The organism is Lutibacter agarilyticus (genome assembly GCF_900188235.1).
GTDB classification, from domain to species: domain Bacteria; phylum Bacteroidota; class Bacteroidia; order Flavobacteriales; family Flavobacteriaceae; genus Lutibacter; species Lutibacter agarilyticus.
On the sequence record NZ_FZNT01000007.1, the window covers coordinates 208,780 to 226,209 of the forward strand.

14 protein-coding genes are annotated in these 17,430 nt (G+C 31.9%); 6 read left to right on the forward strand and 8 right to left on the reverse strand.

The genetic code is table 11. From position 1 onward, the window contains the following. Positions 1–57 precede the first annotated feature (57 nt). From CHB67_RS12680 to uvrA, 8 genes are all read right to left on the reverse strand, one after another. Positions 58–621, reverse strand: a complete 564-nt coding sequence (locus CHB67_RS12680; protein ID WP_089382160.1) for a 2-oxoacid:acceptor oxidoreductase family protein — start codon at positions 619–621, stop codon at positions 58–60. 6 nt (positions 622–627) lie between these two features. Then, positions 628–1,344 (reverse strand): thiamine pyrophosphate-dependent enzyme, encoded by a 717-nt coding sequence (locus CHB67_RS12685; protein ID WP_217900271.1) that lies wholly within the window; start codon positions 1,342–1,344, stop codon positions 628–630. Positions 1,345–1,354: 10 nt separating this feature from the next. Continuing rightward, positions 1,355–2,479, reverse strand: a complete 1,125-nt coding sequence (locus CHB67_RS12690) for a 3-methyl-2-oxobutanoate dehydrogenase subunit VorB (RefSeq protein WP_217900272.1) — start codon at positions 2,477–2,479, stop codon at positions 1,355–1,357. Positions 2,480–2,498: 19 nt separating this feature from the next. Beyond that, positions 2,499–2,729, reverse strand: coding sequence for a 4Fe-4S dicluster domain-containing protein (locus tag CHB67_RS12695; RefSeq protein ID WP_089382162.1), 231 nt, complete (start codon positions 2,727–2,729; stop codon positions 2,499–2,501). Between the two features lie 212 nt (positions 2,730–2,941). Beyond that, the gene (locus CHB67_RS12700) at positions 2,942–5,392 is read right to left on the reverse strand and encodes an alpha-ketoacid dehydrogenase subunit alpha/beta (RefSeq protein ID WP_089382163.1); all 2,451 of its coding nucleotides are present in this window, start codon (positions 5,390–5,392) and stop codon (positions 2,942–2,944) included. Positions 5,393–5,521: 129 nt separating this feature from the next. After that, positions 5,522–8,335, reverse strand: a complete 2,814-nt coding sequence (locus tag CHB67_RS12705) for a gluzincin family metallopeptidase (RefSeq protein WP_141119722.1) — start codon at positions 8,333–8,335, stop codon at positions 5,522–5,524. Positions 8,336–8,343: 8 nt separating this feature from the next. Next, on the reverse strand, positions 8,344–9,054 hold the full coding sequence (locus CHB67_RS12710; protein WP_089382165.1) for an LOG family protein: 711 nt from the start codon (positions 9,052–9,054) through the stop codon (positions 8,344–8,346). A 36-nt stretch (positions 9,055–9,090) separates the two neighbouring features. Next, complete coding sequence (uvrA, locus tag CHB67_RS12715; RefSeq protein ID WP_089382166.1) at positions 9,091–11,916, reverse strand: excinuclease ABC subunit UvrA; 2,826 nt, start codon at positions 11,914–11,916, stop codon at positions 9,091–9,093. Positions 11,917–12,020: 104 nt separating this feature from the next. Here uvrA and CHB67_RS12720 point away from each other — a divergent pair, with 104 nt between their 5' ends. From CHB67_RS12720 to rpsU, 6 genes are all read left to right on the forward strand, one after another. Continuing rightward, positions 12,021–12,248: a PspC family transcriptional regulator gene (locus CHB67_RS12720; RefSeq protein ID WP_089382218.1), complete on the forward strand. Its 228-nt coding sequence runs from the start codon at positions 12,021–12,023 to the stop codon at positions 12,246–12,248. A 4-nt stretch (positions 12,249–12,252) separates the two neighbouring features. Then, positions 12,253–13,248 (forward strand): potassium channel family protein, encoded by a 996-nt coding sequence (locus tag CHB67_RS12725; RefSeq protein WP_089382167.1) that lies wholly within the window; start codon positions 12,253–12,255, stop codon positions 13,246–13,248. 122 nt (positions 13,249–13,370) lie between these two features. After that, positions 13,371–14,978: an alanine/glycine:cation symporter family protein gene (locus CHB67_RS12730; RefSeq protein ID WP_089382168.1), complete on the forward strand. Its 1,608-nt coding sequence runs from the start codon at positions 13,371–13,373 to the stop codon at positions 14,976–14,978. 10 nt (positions 14,979–14,988) lie between these two features. Continuing rightward, a complete protein-coding gene (locus CHB67_RS12735; protein WP_089382169.1) occupies positions 14,989–15,858 on the forward strand; it encodes a ComEA family DNA-binding protein in 870 nt (289 codons plus the stop codon). Positions 15,859–15,887: 29 nt separating this feature from the next. Then, the gene (locus CHB67_RS12740) at positions 15,888–17,054 is read left to right on the forward strand and encodes an acyl-CoA dehydrogenase family protein (protein ID WP_089382170.1); all 1,167 of its coding nucleotides are present in this window, start codon (positions 15,888–15,890) and stop codon (positions 17,052–17,054) included. 112 nt (positions 17,055–17,166) lie between these two features. Then, positions 17,167–17,364, forward strand: a complete 198-nt coding sequence (gene rpsU, locus CHB67_RS12745) for a 30S ribosomal protein S21 (RefSeq protein WP_089382171.1) — start codon at positions 17,167–17,169, stop codon at positions 17,362–17,364. Positions 17,365–17,430: the final 66 nt, after the last annotated feature.

Consider the following 17,430-nt stretch of genomic DNA (forward strand, 5'->3'; position numbering starts at 1 on the left):
TAGCATTTAATTTAGAGGGAAATTTAGACACTATCTCGTAAAGTGTGTAAACTTATTTCAGGAGACAGTTTCAATTACCTCATACTTTTGTATGTGTTCCATTCCTTTTGTAATTGCTTCTTTATTTAAGGGGATTAAATGGTGGTAACGTTCTGATAATGATTTTTCTAAACCTTGAATTACATTTTCAAGTTCAACAACGGGTTTTGCTTTTAAGTAAGCACCTAAAACAACCATATTAAATATTTTTTTATTTCCCATTTCAGTAGCTATTTTAGTAGCTTCAATTTGGTAAATATCAATATCAGTTCTTGTTGGATGTTCATGAATTCCATTTGGCTCGTATATTAAAATACCTCCAGGTTTTACGGTTTCCTCAAACTTATCCATAGATTGTTGGTTTAAAATAATAGCAGTATCAAATAATTTTAAATACGGAGAGCTAATTCTTTCGTCACTTAAAATAACTGTTACGTTTGCAGTTCCACCTCTCATTTCTGGTCCGTATGAAGGCATCCAACTAACCTCTTGGTCTTGCATAATTCCTGAATAAGCCAATATTTTACCCATAGATAAAACACCTTGACCACCAAAACCTGCAATTATAATTTCTTCTGTCATAACTTGTTATTTTAATTTACCATTTACTTTAATATCACCTAAAGGAAAGTAAGCAAACATATGTTCTTCCATCCATTCATTGGCTTCAAGAGGCGTCATTTTCCATCCTGAATTACAATTTGAAACAATTTCAATAAACGAAACTCCTTGTTTTAATCGAGTGTTTTCAAAAGCTTTTCGAATTGCTTTTTTTGCTTTACGCGCATGTTTGTGCGTGTGAACTGACTGTCGAGTAGCGTAGTAAACACCTGGTAAGTTTGCAACTAATTCAGTCATTTTAATAGGCATTCCCATTGTTTTGGAATCTCTTCCATAGGGTGAAGTAGAAGATTGCATTCCTTCTAATGTAGTAGGCGCCATTTGTCCGCCAGTCATTCCATAAATTCCATTGTTCACAAAAATAATAACAATGTTTTCACCTCTGTTACACGTATGGATAGTTTCAGCAGTACCAATGGCGGCTAAATCTCCATCACCTTGATAAGTAAATACATATTTATCTGGCCAGCAACGGGCAATTGCTGTAGCAACAGCAGGAGCTCTTCCGTGAGCGGCTTGGGTAATGTCAATATTCATAAAATCATAAGCTAGTACAGAGCAGCCAACAGGAGCAACACCAATAGTATCTGCAACAATGCCCATTTCGTCAATAACTTCCATAGTTAAGTTATGAGCTGTACCATGACCACAACCTGGGCAATAAGACAGGGTTGTATCTGTCATTAATTTTGTTTTACAGAATACTTGATTCTCGGGTTTTATAATGTCCAATACGTTCATTGTTTATGATTTTTTGTTCTAAAGCTTCTAATACTTCTTCAGGTGTGTGAATAATTCCTCCTGTTCTTCCAAAGTGTTCAACAGGTACTTTATGTTCTACAGCTAATTTTACATCTTCAACCATTTGACCTGCGTTTAATTCAACGCTTAAAATTCCTTTTACCTGATCGGCTAGTTCAAATAGAGGTTGTTTAGGATATGGAAAAAGTGTAATAGGTCTTAATAAGCCAACTTTTATTCCTTTTGCTCTTGCAAGTTCAATTGCTTTTTGAGAAATTCTAGCACTTGACCCGTAGGCAACTATTAAATATTCGGCATCGTCGCAGGCTATTTTTTCATAACGCATGTCTTCTTTTTCCATTCGTTCATATTTAGCCATAAGCCTATGAACGCGTTTTTCCATTTTTTCTGATTCTAAATCAAGAGAAGTTATAATGTTACGTTTTCTATTTGTTTTTCCTGTAGCAGCCCAAGAATCGTATTTTTCAATTAATTCTTCATCCGTCATTCGTTCCTTTTGGTCTTTCAAAACTACTTTCTCCATCATTTGCCCAATTAATCCATCGGATAGAATTAAAACGGGAGCTCTATATTTAAAAGCTATATCAAAGGCATCTTCAATAAAATCAGCCATTTCTTGCACAGATGCTGGTGCTAAAACATACAATTTATAATCGCCATGACCGCCACCTTTTACAGATTGAAAATAATCGGCTTGTGAAGGTTGAATTGTACCTAATCCAGGACCGCCCCTAACAACGTTTACAATAACGGCTGGTAATTCAGCACCGGCTAAATAGGAAATTCCTTCTAATTTTAGAGAGATACCTGGGCTAGAAGAGGAGGTCATTACCATTTTACCTGTACTTGCGGCTCCGTAAACCATGTTTATAGCTGCAATTTCACTTTCAGCCTGTAGTACAACCATTCCAGTTCTTTCTTCCGGGCGTTCAGTCATTAAATATTCAATAACTTCTGATTGTGGTGTAATTGGGTAGCCAAAGTAAGCATCAACACCTGCTCTAATAGCGGCTTCGGCTAACGCTTCGTTACCCTTCATTAATTTTAATTCTGACATTTTTAAGCTGTTTTAATAGTTATGCTGAAACTTTAACTCTGTAAACTGATATTGCTCTGTCTGGACAAACAATTCCACAATTTGTGCAGCCTGTGCAGGCTTCAGGGTTTTTCATATAAGCATAATGATATCCTTTTCTGTTGACTTCAGTAGTCATTCCAATAACATCTTCTGGACAAACAGGAATACAAACTTCGCATCCTTTACAAGTCTCTGTGTCAACTACTATTGCGCCTTTAACTTTTGCCATTTTAATAATTTTATAGATAATTAGTGGTCTTAAATTTTGTTATTCTCAAAGTTATATCGCTTTTATTAGAAAAACAATGATATATGTCAATTAATGATAATTGTCATATTGATTTTATTGAAAATGGATTGAATTTTGTTAAAAAGCAGTACAAAAAAACACCTAAATAGGTGTTTTAATGTGATTTAAAAATGTGTGTAACAAAGGTTTCGTTAATACAATTTTTTAAATTTCATTGGATTTACTTCGTGCATTATTTTATAAATAGTTTCAAAAATGTCTTCAGCATTTGGTTTTGAAAAGTAATCACCATCTGTTCCGTATGCAGCTCGATGTTCTTTAGCAGTTAATGTAATAGGTTTGCTATCTAAAAACTCGTAAGCGTTTTGTTTTTCTAAAATTTCATTCAGTAAGTAGGCAGAAGCACCTCCAGGAACATCTTCATCAATAATTAACAATCTATTTGTTTTTTGAATACTTTTTACAATGTCGTGGTTTTTATCAAAAGGAAGTAAACTTTGAACGTCAATAATTTCAATATTAATATCAACTTGTGCTAAATCATTAACTACTTCTTCTACAATTTTAAGCGTTGATCCATAAGAAACTACAGTAATGTCGGTTCCTTCTTTTATGGTTTCAACTACACCAATAGGTGTTCTAAATTCGCCTAAATTATCTGGTAGTTTTTCTTTAAGTCTATAGCCGTTTAAATTTTCAACAACCAATGCGGGCTCATCACACTCAAGTAAAGTGTTATAGAAACCAGCAGCTTTAGTCATATTTCTTGGTACTAAAATATTGATACCTCTTAATAAATTGATGATTGCTCCCATTGGAGATCCAGAATGCCAGATACCTTCTAAACGGTGTCCGCGTGTTCTAATAATTAAGGGTGCTTTTTGTTTGCCAACTGTTCGGTAGTGTAAAGTGGCTAAATCATCACTTAATATTTGAATGGCATATAAAAGGTAGTCTAAATATTGAATTTCAGCAATTGGTCGCAATCCTCTTAAAGCCATTCCTATTCCTTGGCCAATTATAGTTGCTTCTCTAATTCCTGTATCCGAAACTCTAAGTTTTCCATATTTTTCTTGAAGTCCAACGAGTCCTTGGTTTACATCACCAATATTTCCTGCATCTTCACCAAAAATAAAAACATCTTTTCTTTTAGAAAAAATGGTATCAAAATTGTCTTTAATTATAATACGCCCATCAACTTGTTCAGAATTATTAGAGTATGTTGGTAGAACTTCTTTTAAATTACCAACTCTATGTTCGGTTTCACTATAAAGGTGAGAACTAAATTTTGGTTGTTCGGTTTCAAAAAAGTTAAGGACCCAATTTTGTAGTTGTCTTTTTTCAATTGAATTTTCGTTTCTTAAATAAATAATGCTTTTTCTAGCAGAACTTAATAAATCTTTTCGAGAAGGTTCTGCAACTGAATTTAAATCGTTTTTAATTTTTGTAATAAAAACACTGTTTTCACTTTTGCTTGCAGTTTTTTCTAAGAGTAGTATTAAATTATTTTTTAGTGTTTTAATTGGGTTTAAATAATTAGCCCAAGCCTCTCTTTTAGCAAGACTTACTAGTTTCTTTGCGTCTTTTTCAATTTTAATAAGTTCCTCTTCAAGTTCAATGAATTTTAGTGAATTTCCTTCGGAATCTTTTAATTCAAATTCTATTATCCAATCGCGCATTTTTGCAAGACAATCATGTTGACGTTCCCAAGTTAAGCGTTCTGGAGATTTATAACGCTCATGAGATCCAGATGTAGAGTGACCTTGAGGTTGTGTTAAATCTGTTACGTGAATTAGTACAGGAGTATGTTCTTCACGAGCAATTTTAGAAGCTTTATTGTAAATTTCAATTAGTTGTGGGTAATCCCAACCTTTAACTGTGAAGATTTCATATCCTTTTGATTTCTCATCGCGCTGAAAACCTTTTAAAATTTCAGAAATATTTTCTTTTGTTGTTTGAAATTTAGCAGGAACAGATATGCCATAAGCGTCATCCCAAACACTCATAACCATAGGTACTTGTAATACACCAGCGGCATTTATGGTTTCAAAAAAGACACCTTCAGAGGTGCTCGCATTTCCAATGGTTCCCCAAGAAATTTCATTTCCGTTATTTGAAAATTTAGGATTCTTTAAATCTGGAAGTTTTCTAAATAATTTAGAAGCATAAGCAACACCTAATAAACGAGGCATTTGGGCAGCAGTAGGAGAAATATCGCTTGTTGAGTTGTATTGCTCCGTTAAGTTTTTAAACGCACCATTTTCATCTAAACTGTGTGTTAAAAAATGGCCTCCCATTTGTCTACCTGCCGACATTGGCTCAAATTTAATGTCAGGATGTGCGTATAAACTAGCAAAAAATTGTTGGGGTGTTAATTCACCAATTGCCATCATAAAGGTTTGATCGCGATAGTAACCTGATCTAAAATCTCCTTTTTTAAAAGCTTTAGCCATAGCAAGTTGAGGGATTTCTTTTCCATCTCCGAAAATTCCAAATTTTGCTTTCCCTGTTAACACTTCTCTTCTTCCTAACATGCTGCATTCTCTACTAATAACAGCTATTTTATAATCATGTAAAACCTCAGTTTTAAATTGATTAAATGAAAGTTGTTCTTGGTTAGAAGATGAAGGTTTTACTTGCATGTTTTTCACATTTTTTTGGTTACGCAAAGTTACGGTTTTTAAATGATATTTGAAAATCACAGGAACTGCATAGGTATTATGTAAAAGAAAGAGGTTTATCTTAAAAAAAGATGAGGATAATTTAAAGAGTTAATAAAACCCTCTTCGTAAAAAATTAAATATTCTTTTTGGTTTTAAGACTAAAACAAATCTAATTCGAGAAGCATAATCTGGTTGGGTAACTTCCCATCCAAGGTTGGAGTATACAGGGAAATAAACCTCTAAAATGTCTTGTACAAAATTTAATCGTACCCCATTTTCATAAGCAAAATAAACGTTTGCATTTTTGTTTTTTACCAAAGCAGCATCATTGTAAATTTCAAACCAACGCCAAAGTCCTATACTTGTGTTTACCGAAGTTAACCATTGATTTGCGAAAGGAACAGGTAGTTTAGACTTAAAACCTCCTTCAGAAATTATAATTTGTTGACTTAAAAAACCACTAGTTTCTGAACGTCCTAAATAATCGTATTGAAATAAATAATCTGTTGGTCTGTCTAAGGCAAAACTAAAAAAATCGGTATTGGTATTATTGGATAAAAATGCACCTGCAAACAATCTAAAATCAAATTGGGTATTTGTGTTTGTTAATAATCGGTAGCGTGCATTTAAAGAAGCTTTACTAAATTTTTCAGAGATTTCAATGCCTGTTGAAAAGCGTATGTCTTTTAAAATGGTTGGTTTTGCATATCCATAACCTAAACTAAAAACTTTGTATTTTAGTGTTTCTGGGTCTTGAGGATTTGTGATTGAAGCCGCTTTATCTACAAAAGTATAGGAAGTTGAAATTATATTACTACTTATATCTCGATAGCTTTTTTTTCTAAATTCTAATGCTGCATAAGGAACTATTTTATTGTACGGTAGTCCTTCTGCATAATCAAAATGACTTCCGCCTAAGCCAATAAAAATTTTATTTACCTTACCATTTTCAGGTAAGTACTCATATCGGAGTGAGTAGGATCCTGAAAAGGAATTGCTTTTAGTGCTGTAAGAAGGTGTTACTTTAAAGTTGATGCTTTTATTTAAAAATGTTTGGTTAGAAAAGGTTAACCCTAAAATAATTCCGTCGTAATAATTGTACCCAAAAACAGGTTTGTAAAAAAGTTGATTGTAATATGGGTTCTCTAAATCTTTAACAAATCTTAATTGAAGTGGTCTTGTAAATAATTTCTTATCAACATTTTTCCAGTTATTTCTAAGGTTGAATTCAGGTAAAAGAGAGTTATAATTTAATGAAAGTTTATCAAAACCATCTTTCGGAATCGTAACGGTGGCTGTTGAATCAATTTTAGTAAGCCATTGTTGGTATTTTACGTCGTTGTCTTTTATACCGTACAGTTCAATTGGTGTGGTGAAATTTCGTTTGTTTTCAACAATAACATTTAATGAATCTTTGCCTTTTTTAATTACTTTTTTAATGGTATAATCGGGTTTTTTGTTGGTTTGTAAGTAATCTATTTTAAACCATTCAATATCTTTTGTGGTGTTTATATTGTTGAAAATAGCGGTACTTTTTACTTTGTTGTTAGCATTTTTATTTGAAAAATCAACGATGGCATTTTTAATAGTTTCTTCACCTAAATAATTTTCTAAATATTTAATTCCGAGTCCTGCTTTGTATTTGTTAGCTATTTTTCGGTTAAAATTAGATAAGGAATCAGTAGGTGTTGTTAAAGGTTGATCTAAATTTTTACGCGAAGCAAATTGATATACAAAATAGTATTTTTCGTTGTAATCAATCTTAGCAATATTGTATGCTTTTATTCCCCAAATAGTTGAAATATTTCCAAGGGCTTTAATTTCAGGGTAAAATTTTTCAACATATTTCATCATTAAATATGTTTGTAAACCATCGGCTAGCCAAGCATCTTTCCTTTGATTAAAAAGGAAAGTATTTTCAATATATTTTTTTACTAATACTTTAAACATTTTAATATCATATTCAAAAATATCGCTAAAAGGTTCTAAAAATGAAGGCAATTGGTTAAGGCCGTAAACTGGATTTTTATCATACTCAATTTTATTAATGAATAGTTTTTTATGTGGAAATTTACCTAAGTAAGATTCAATAAATTTTAATTCTCTAGAAAGCACATTTGTTTTAACTACTAAATTTAATTTTTCAGAATCTAAATTTGTAATGATAGAAACAGGTTTAGAATTATAGGCTAAGAAATCGTTGTACTGAGTTATGTTTACTTCAATATCGGGTCTGTTAGAACCTATAAGTTTGTATTGGTTGTTCAACTTCCCTTCCGTCATACCGTAAACTAAATCGCTATTTACCGTGTATTCTTTAGGGACATTTAATTTGATGTTATAATCACTAAAATCAACATATAAATCATCTAAATCTAGGTTATTGTAAGTATTCCATTTTTCATCAAAAATAGCAGGTGCTAAATACCAATAACGTAAATTATATTGATAAGAGTTTACACCGTATTTTGTAAATTTATCCTTTGGGATTTTAACGGAATAGGTAACTATGATTTTAACCGATTCGTTTGGAAGTAAAGGTTTTTTTAACGGTATATTTAAAATATCTGGATCCTTAGCTGTACTATCCCAGCTTGCCAATTCATAATTAATAAAGATGTTTTTTATTTCAGAATAACCCCTGTTTTTGTCATTTGTAAAATGAAAAGATTTGGAGTTTTTTTCAACAAATCGAATGGCTAATGGGGTTCTTTTATTTTTGTAAGCATTAGGCCAATTATGAAAATAAATATTTTTTAATACAGAGTCTGAAGTATTGTAATAAATAATTTCTTGATAAATATCTAAAATATCGGCTTCTGAATTTAACGTAGCAGTAATGGAAATGTTATTTTTTTGACCAAAGCTAAGGCTTAAAAAAAACACATTAAAAAGGAACGTTAAAATTAGCTGTTTTTTCAAAATTGTGATTAGAAATTCGGGCTTAAACTATATTTTTTATAAAAAGTATTTATGACATCTAAAACTTCATCTTTGGTATCTACTATTGAAATTAAATCCAAATCATTTTCGCTAATATTTCCCTCAGTAAGCATGGTGTTCTTAATCCATTCAATAAGACCCGACCAAAATTTTCTTCCAACTAAAACAATAGGGAATTTACCAATTTTTTTGGTTTGTATTAAGGTAATTGCTTCAAACAGTTCATCTAAAGTTCCAAAACCACCAGGCATTACAACAAAACCTTGAGAGTATTTTACAAACATTACTTTTCGTACAAAAAAGTAATCAAAATCTAGGCTTTTATCTGAATCTATATAAGGATTGTCATGTTGTTCAAAAGGTAATTCAATATTTAAACCAACGGAAGTTCCTTTACCACGTGCAGCACCTCTATTACCTGCCTCCATAATTCCTGGTCCACCACCAGTAACAACTCCATAACCATGCTGTGTTAACTCATAAGCAATGTTTTCTGCAAGTTCATAATACGCTTCACCTTCTTTTGTGCGCGCTGATCCAAAGATGCTTACACAAGGTCCAATTTTACCTAGGCGTTCAAATCCTTCAACAAATTCTGCCATAATTTTAAATATAGCCCAAGAATCATTTGTCCTTATTTCATTCCAAGTTTTTTGCTTGAATTTTTCGCGTATTTTTCTGTCTTCGTTTGGTGACATATATTTTTGATGTTTTTATTTTAATAATCTTGTTGACTAATGTAATTCTTTTTTTAAGAATTTAGACGTATAACTTGTTTTGTGCTTACTTACTTCTTCTGGAGTTCCGTAGCAAATTAATTGTCCGCCATTTTTTCCGCCTTCCATTCCAATGTCAATAATATAGTCGGCTAACTTAATAACATCCATATTATGTTCAATTACTAAAATGGTATTTCCTTTGTTGGTAAGCTTGTTTAAAACCTCCATTAATACTCTAATGTCTTCAAAATGAAGCCCGGTTGTAGGTTCATCTAAAATATAAAAAGTATTACCAGTATCTCTTTTTGATAATTCTGCAGCTAATTTTATACGTTGTGCTTCACCACCTGAAAGTGTTGTAGATTGTTGTCCTAAAGAAATGTAACCCAAACCAACATCGTTTATGGTTTTTAGTTTTCTATATATTTTTGGGATATGTTCAAAGAAAGTCACAGATTCTTCAATCGTCATATTTAAAACATCAGAAATTGATTTTCCTTTGTATCTAATTTCTAAGGTTTCTCTGTTGAATCGTTTTCCTTGGCAAGTTTCGCATTCTACTTGCACATCAGGTAAAAAATTCATTTCAATAACACGTACACCACCACCTTGGCAAGTTTCACATCTTCCTCCTTTTACATTGAATGAAAATCTTCCTGGTTTATAACCTCTAATTGAAGCTTCATTTGTTTTTGCGTATAATGATCTTATTTCACCAAAAACACCTGTATATGTTGCCGGGTTTGAACGTGGTGTTCTTCCTATAGGTGATTGGTCAATTGCGATTACTTTATCAATATGTTCAAGACCTTTAATAGATTTGTAAGGCATTGGTTTTTTTATACCTCTATAAATGTGTTTGTTTAAAATAGGGTATAAGGTTTCGTTAATTAAGGTAGATTTTCCACTTCCAGAAACACCTGTTACACAAATTAATTGCCCTAAAGGAAAATCAACAGATATATTTTTCAAATTATTTCCAGTGGCTCCTTTTAAGGTGATTTTTTTACCGTTTCCTTCACGTCTCTTCTTTGGAACTTCAATTTTTTTGGTTCCGTTTAAATAATCAGCAGTTAACGTATGGTGTTTTTTTAATTCCTTAAAAGTACCTTCACTTACTATTTCTCCACCATGAACTCCTGCTCCGGGACCAATATCTATAACATAATCGGCTTGCTCAATCATGTCTTTGTCGTGTTCAACAACAATTACAGAGTTACCTACATCTCTTAAGTTAATGAGCGATTTTATCAACTTTTCATTGTCTCTTTGGTGTAACCCAATGCTTGGCTCATCTAAAATATATAAAACACCAACCAGTTGTGATCCAATTTGAGTTGCCAATCTAATACGTTGTGCTTCACCACCTGAAAGTGATTTTGAACTTCTATCTAAAGTTAGGTAATCTAAACCAACATCTAGTAAAAATTGAATTCTAGTTCTAATTTCCTTTAAAATTTCTGAAGCAATTTTTAATTGTTTGTTACTTAGTTTTTCTTCAATTTTTGAAAACCAATTAGCAATTTCAGTAATATCCATTTGCGCTAATTCAGAAATGTTTTTTTCGTTGAATTTAAAATAAAGTGCTTCTTTTTTTAAACGAGCACCATTACAAGAGCCACATTCAATTTCATCCATAAAATCTTTTGCCCAACGTTTAATAGAAGTTGAATCGGTAGATTTGTATTGATTGTTAATGAAGTTGATGATGCCTTCAAAATCAATCTCGTAACTTCTAGTTACTCCAACTGTTTTAGAAGTGATTTTAAATTTTTCTTGTCCACCATTTAATATAATTTCAAGCGCTTCCTTTGGAATTTCTGAAATAGAATCTGTCAGTTGAAATTTATAACGATCAGCAATTAGTTGTAATTGTTTAAAAATCCAACTTGATTTTTGTTCGCCAAGTGGAGCAATTCCACCATTTTTTATTGAAATATTTTTGTTAGGAATAATTTTATCAATATTTACGGAATTGGTTATGCCTAATCCGTTACAGCTATCACAAGCACCTTTTGGTGAATTGAATGAAAATGTATTTGGTTCAGGATTTGGATACGAAATTCCAGTTTCTGGGCACATTAAATCTCTACTAAAATATCTAGGAGAATTGGTGTTGTGTTCTAAAACCATTAATATGTTTTCGCCAGTGTATAGTGCAGTGTTAATTGTTTCCTCTAACCTTTTGTCAGAATTTTCGCTAATAGCGATTCTATCAATAACAATTTCAATATCATGTGTTTTATAACGGTCAAGACGCATTCCTTTTTCAATGTCAACTATTTCGCCGTCAACTCTAACTTTTACAAAACCTTGTTTTGCAATTTGATCAAAAAGCTCTCTATAATGCCCTTTTCTCGATTTAATTACCGGTGCAAGAATTACAATTTTTTTTCCTTCGTAAGTTTTTAAAATCAACTCTTTAATTTGCTCATCGCTATAACTGACCATTTTTTTATTGGTGTTGTATGAGTAAGCATCAGCGGCACGAGCGTAGAGCAATCTTAAAAAATCATAAATTTCAGTAATAGTTCCTACGGTTGAGCGCGGACTTTTATTGGTCGTTTTTTGTTCAATTGAAATTACGGGAGAAAGACCGTCAATTTTGTCAACATCTGGTCGTTCTAATCCACCTAAAAATTGTCGGGCATAGGCTGAAAAAGTCTCAATATAACGTCTTTGTCCTTCGGCATAAATAGTGTCAAAAGCCAAAGATGATTTACCACTTCCGCTTAAACCAGTAATAACTACCAATTTTTCTCTTGGAATACGTACGTCAATATTTTTTAAATTATGAACACGTGCTCCAAGCACTTCAATATATTCTTCGTGTTTTGTCATTGATTTTTAGGAAAGTGGCAAAGTTAAAAAAATGAAACCACAAATTTGAGTTGAAGGTTTATCTTATTTCGAAAATTAGTATATTGCGTTCAAATATTTTGCTTTTGAGGTGGATAGATTCTATACGACATTTTTTTGAAAAACACGGTTTTGCTGTTTCATCTCGTTTTGCAGATAGGTTAGGAGTTAGCGCATCAAATGTGCGTTTATTTTTTATCTATTTGTCATTTGTGACTTTAGGCGTGTCGTTTGGGTTTTACTTAACACTCGCTTTTTTATTACGATTAAAAGATTTAATTTACACTAAGAGAAATTCGGTTTTCGATTTATAAAAATATGCTGTTAAAATCAAGACTTTATATATCCCTTGTATTTGTAATTATAGTTATTGCTATTGGAGTAGGAGGGTATATGACCATTTCTGGAGACAATTTTGTAGACTCGTTGTATATGACAATTATAACAATGTCTACCGTTGGATTTAGTGAAATTCATGCGCTTTCTGTCCAGGGAAAGCTATTTACAATTTTTCTAATTATTATTAGTATTGTAGTGTATGGTTACACATTTGCTTCAATTACGCAATACTTTTCTAATAGTGATATGTTTAAACTTCTAAAAGAAAAAAAGGTGCAAAAACAAATTGAAAATTTAAAAGACCATACGGTTGTTTGTGGTTATGGAAGAAACGGAAAACAAGCTGTAGGTAAATTAAAGCAATTTAATCAGCCTTGCGTAGTTATTGAAAAACGAAAAGATGAAGTTGAAGATTTGGTGAGAGATGGGGTTCTTTTTGTTGAAGGAGATGCAACAAATGATGATGATTTAAAAAAACTAAATTTAGATAGAGCAAAAAGTTTAATCACGGCTTTACCATCTGATGCTGATAATTTATTTGTTGTTTTATCTGCACGTCAGTTTAATAAAAAATTTACAATAATTAGTAGGGCTTCAAATGAATCTTCTTATGGTAAGTTAAAGTTTGCAGGTGCTACCAATGTAATTATGCCAGATAAATTAGGAGGTGCGCATATGGCTTCATTAGTGGTTACACCAGATTTAGTTGAATTTGTAGATCGTTTAACAATTGCAGGTGATGTAGATGCTAACTTGGAAGAGATTTGTGTAAATGAGTTGCCCGATGAGTATATTTCAAAAACAATACTAGATCTAGATTTACGTAGAAAATCGGGTTGTACAGTTATCGGTTTTAAAACCGAAGATGGTGAATATATTATAAATCCAGATGCTACTATTAAATTAGAAAGAAATACATTTTTAATTGTTCTAGGTAATAAGGAACAGATAAAAAAACTACGTGAATATTTTTAATTTTATATTTTTTTGTTAAAATTATTTAGAATGGTAATAGATATCTTTTTTAATTGTTAAAAACTTGTGGTAACCTCATTTTTTCGCCATATTGCAGCGATTTTTAAAAAATCCCATGCATTATGAAGAACAAGTACCTTTCACTTTTATTTTTATTAACCCCCTTTTTAATATTTGCACAAGAATTAACAATTGATGAAAAAATAGAATCAAAATTTAAACCTTTTGCTGATGCTGTAAGTTCAGTGGTCTTTTATCCCATTTCAATTGTTGGAATCGATGTACCTATTGTAATTATTATATTGTTATTAGGAGCTTTGTTTTTTACCTTATATTTTAAATTTGCTAATATAACTTTATTAGGTGTTGCTATTAAAGCAGCAAAAGGTAAATATGACGATGTTGATCATCATTCAGTTGATGTAGTTGCAGGTGATCCTACACCTGGAGGAGATGTTTTTGAAAGTGTGCAAGCTGAAGGTGTTATAGGTGAGGTAACTCATTTTCAAGCATTAACTGCAGCACTTTCTGCAACTGTAGGTTTAGGGAATATTGCAGGGGTTGCTGTTGCAATTGCTATTGGTGGACCTGGAGCAACAATCTGGATGATTTTAGCTGGGTTTTTAGGAATGTCTACTAAATTAGTGGAAGCTACGTTGGGGGTAAAATACCGCGAAGTAGGTGAAGAAGGCAAAATATATGGAGGTCCAATGTATTACCTTAGAAAAGGATTAAAAGAAAAGAATTTAACTGTATTAGGGAAGATTTTAGCAGGAATGTATGCTGTTTTTGTAATTGGAGGTTCTTTTGGAGGAGGAAACATGTTTCAATCTAATCAAGCAGCGGCACAATTTAAATTACTTTTCGGACTTGAATCAGGATTTATATTTGGTATTATAATGGCAGTTTTAGTTGGTATTGTTATTATTGGTGGAATTAAAAGAATAGGACAAGTTACAGAAAAAATAGTACCTATTATGGGAATTCTATTTGTAGGAGCTTCTTTAGTTATTTTAGTTATGAATTTTACCATTATTCCTAATGCCTTTATTCAAATTTGGAAGGGTGCGTTTACTCAAACATCTGTTGTAGGTGGGGTAATTGGCGTGATGATTGTTGGCTTTCAAAGAGCGGCTTTTTCAAACGAAGCAGGAGTCGGATCTGCATCAATAGCACATGCTGCGGTAAAAACAAGGTTCCCTGCAAGTGAAGGAATTGTTGCATCCATTGGTCCATTTGTTGATACGGTTATTATTTGTACAATGACAGCCTTAGTAATTGTAGTTACTAATTTAAAGAGTAACTTGTTTGAATATTCAAATTTAGATAAAGGAGGTAATGTAATCATGAATAGTACTGGTAAACACTTAGGAGGTGTTGATTTAACTTCGGTTGCTTTTGATTCAGCAATACCAAATTTTTCAATATTGTTAACAATAGCGGTCATACTTTTTGCTTTTTCAACAATGTTATCTTGGTCTTATTATGGAATACAAGGGTGGAAATATTTATTTGGAAAAAGTAAATTTGTAGATATTACTTACAAAACACTATTTTTATTTTTTGTGGTAGTTGGAGCATCTTCAAGTTTAGGATCTGTAATTGAGTTTTCTGATGCTATGATTTTTGCTATGGTGTTTCCAAATATAATAGGATTGTTATTATTAGCTCCAAAGGTAAAAGTCGAATTATCTAAATATTTGAAAGCAATAGGTAGAAAAGACATTTAAATCGAATCAAATGAAAAATATACAATCCCATTTCAGTTTTAATAAAAAGCAACGAAATGGGATTTTCTTTTTACTACTTATTATAGTTGTATTGCAAATTGTAATTTTTTATGTTGATTTTTCTTCTGAAGTAAAAATACAAGTATCACAAAACGAAATCATTGCATTTGAACATGAAATGGACTCGCTTCGTTTGATTGAAATTGAAAATTCAAAACCTAAAATCTATCCGTTCAATCCAAATTATATTTCTGATTTTAAAGGCTACCAATTAGGAATGTCTGTTCAGGAAATTGATAAACTCATAAAGTATAGAGCAAAAGGTTTATATGTAAACTCGGTGCAACAATTTCAAGAAGTAACAGGTGTAAGTGATCGTTTATTGATTAAAATTTCCCCGTATTTTAAATTTCCAGCATGGGTGACTTCAAAAAAAACACAAAACACCAAGCCAATTATTTCTAAAGAAGCTATTGTTGAAGTGAAAGATATTAACCTTGCTACCGTTGAAGAGTTGCAAGTTGTTAAAGGTATTGGTGAAAAATTGGCACACAGAATAACTAATTACAGAAGTAAGCTACAAGGGTACTCGTACAATAGTCAGTTGTTCGAGGTTTGGAATTTAGATGCTGAGGTTGTAAAGCAGCTTTTAATGCATTTTCAAGTGAAAGAGCAACCTGTAATTCAAAAAATAAATGTAAATACTGCAACATTTAAAGAAGTACTAGCTATTGTGTATATAGATTATGAATTGACTAAAAAGATCTTTAATTATAAAGATGAAGTTGCTGAAATTCAATCTATTGAAGAGTTGAAAAAAATTGATGGTTTTCCTTTGGTGCAATTCGATAGAATAGCTTTATATTTGACGGCTGAATAAATTGGATTTAATAATTCCTTTAGCCTGAAATTTATACTATGTATTTTACTGAAGAACACGACGCATTTCGACTAAGTTTTCGAGATTTTTTACAAAAAGAAGTGATACCTAATATTGACCAATGGGAGGAAGCAGGTTTTATAGATAAATCTGTTTTTAAGAAATTTGGTGAAATGGGGTATTTAGGATTGAACTACCCTGAAGAATATGGAGGTTTAAATTTAGATTTATTTTATACTGTTGTTTTTTTAGAAGAACTTCAAAAGGTGAATTCTGGTGGATTTGCAGCAGCTATGTGGGCACATGTTTATTTAGCAATGACACATTTAAATGCAGAAGGAAGTTCAGAAATCAAAAAAAAATATTTGGTTCCAAGTATTGAAGGTGAAATGGTTGGTTGTTTGTGTGTTTCAGAACCTTTTGGAGGTTCAGACGTTGCAGCAATGCGAACAACAGCTACTAAGCAAGGTGATACATACGTTATAAATGGCTCAAAAACATTTATTACAAACGGTGTTTACTCTGATTATTTGGTGGTTGCAGCTAAAACTTCACCTGAACTTGGAAATAAAGGAATGAGTATTTTTGTTGTTGACCGAGAGTCTGCAGGACTTTCAGCAACTCAACTAGTGAAGTTGGGTTGGAAAGCTTCTGACACTGCTGAGATAGCTTTTGACAATGTTGTAGTTCCAAAAGAAAATATGCTTGGTGAAGAGGGAAAAGGGTTTGGATATATTATGCAGCACTTTGCTTCTGAAAGAGTAATAATGGGTGTAAATGCACATGCAAGAGCTGAATTTGCATTGGATTATGCAATAGGATATATGTCTGAAAGAACCGCATTTGGAAAAACAATTGACAAATTTCAAGCGTTGCGACATAAAGTGGCTGATATGGCTAGTGAAGTTGAAATGTGTAAAGAGTTTAATTATTCGATTGTTAAAAGATTAGATTTAGGACAATACGTAGTTAAAGAGGCAAGTATGTCTAAATTAATGGCTACAAAAATTGCTGATGAAGTTATTTATAACTGCTTACAATTACTTGGTGGTTATGGTTATATGGAAGAGTACCCAATGGCACGATTATTTAGAGATAGTAGGCTTGGGCCAATAGGAGGTGGTACTTCTGAAATTCTGCGAGAAATTATCTCAAAAATGATTATAGATAAGAAAGAATATAAGCCAACAACGTAGCTTATTGTTAATTACTAAAATAAAATAATTTATTTGTTGTTTGTGTTTAATTAGTTTGTACCTTTGCAGTCCAAAATTAAAAAGAGAACATTTTGAAAGGAGGTGCTAAAATATGTTAATCATACCAGTTAAAGACGGAGAAAATATTGATAGAGCGTTAAAACGTTACAAAAGAAAATTTGATCGTACGAAGACAATGAAGAATTTGCGTAATCGTAAACAATTCAACAAACCTTCAGTTGTAAACCGTGCACAAAACATAAAAGCTCAATACGTTCAAAGATTAAGAACAGCAGAAGAGCAAGGTTAAAATTTAGCCAAAACACTTTAAACCGTTAGTATTACTTAACTACAATTTGTATGTTTGTTTACTAAC

Bases quoted from the DNA above. Each gene is read 5' to 3' on its own strand.
- CHB67_RS12680 (WP_089382160.1), bottom strand. From the start codon at position 621: ATGACAGAAGAAATTATAATTGCAGGTTTTGGTGGTCAAGGTGTTTTA.
- CHB67_RS12685 (WP_217900271.1), bottom strand. From the start codon at position 1,344: ATGACAGATACAACCCTGTCTTATTGCCCAGGTTGTGGTCATGGTACA.
- CHB67_RS12690 (WP_217900272.1), bottom strand. From the start codon at position 2,479: ATGTCAGAATTAAAATTAATGAAGGGTAACGAAGCGTTAGCCGAAGCC.
- CHB67_RS12695 (WP_089382162.1), bottom strand. From the start codon at position 2,729: ATGGCAAAAGTTAAAGGCGCAATAGTAGTTGACACAGAGACTTGTAAA.
- CHB67_RS12700 (WP_089382163.1), bottom strand. From the start codon at position 5,392: ATGCAAGTAAAACCTTCATCTTCTAACCAAGAACAACTTTCATTTAAT.
- CHB67_RS12710 (WP_089382165.1), bottom strand. From the start codon at position 9,054: ATGTCACCAAACGAAGACAGAAAAATACGCGAAAAATTCAAGCAAAAA.
- uvrA (WP_089382166.1), bottom strand. From the start codon at position 11,916: ATGACAAAACACGAAGAATATATTGAAGTGCTTGGAGCACGTGTTCAT.
- CHB67_RS12725 (WP_089382167.1), top strand. From the start codon at position 12,253: ATGCTGTTAAAATCAAGACTTTATATATCCCTTGTATTTGTAATTATA.
- CHB67_RS12730 (WP_089382168.1), top strand. From the start codon at position 13,371: ATGAAGAACAAGTACCTTTCACTTTTATTTTTATTAACCCCCTTTTTA.
- CHB67_RS12735 (WP_089382169.1), top strand. From the start codon at position 14,989: ATGAAAAATATACAATCCCATTTCAGTTTTAATAAAAAGCAACGAAAT.
- rpsU (WP_089382171.1), top strand. From the start codon at position 17,167: ATGTTAATCATACCAGTTAAAGACGGAGAAAATATTGATAGAGCGTTA.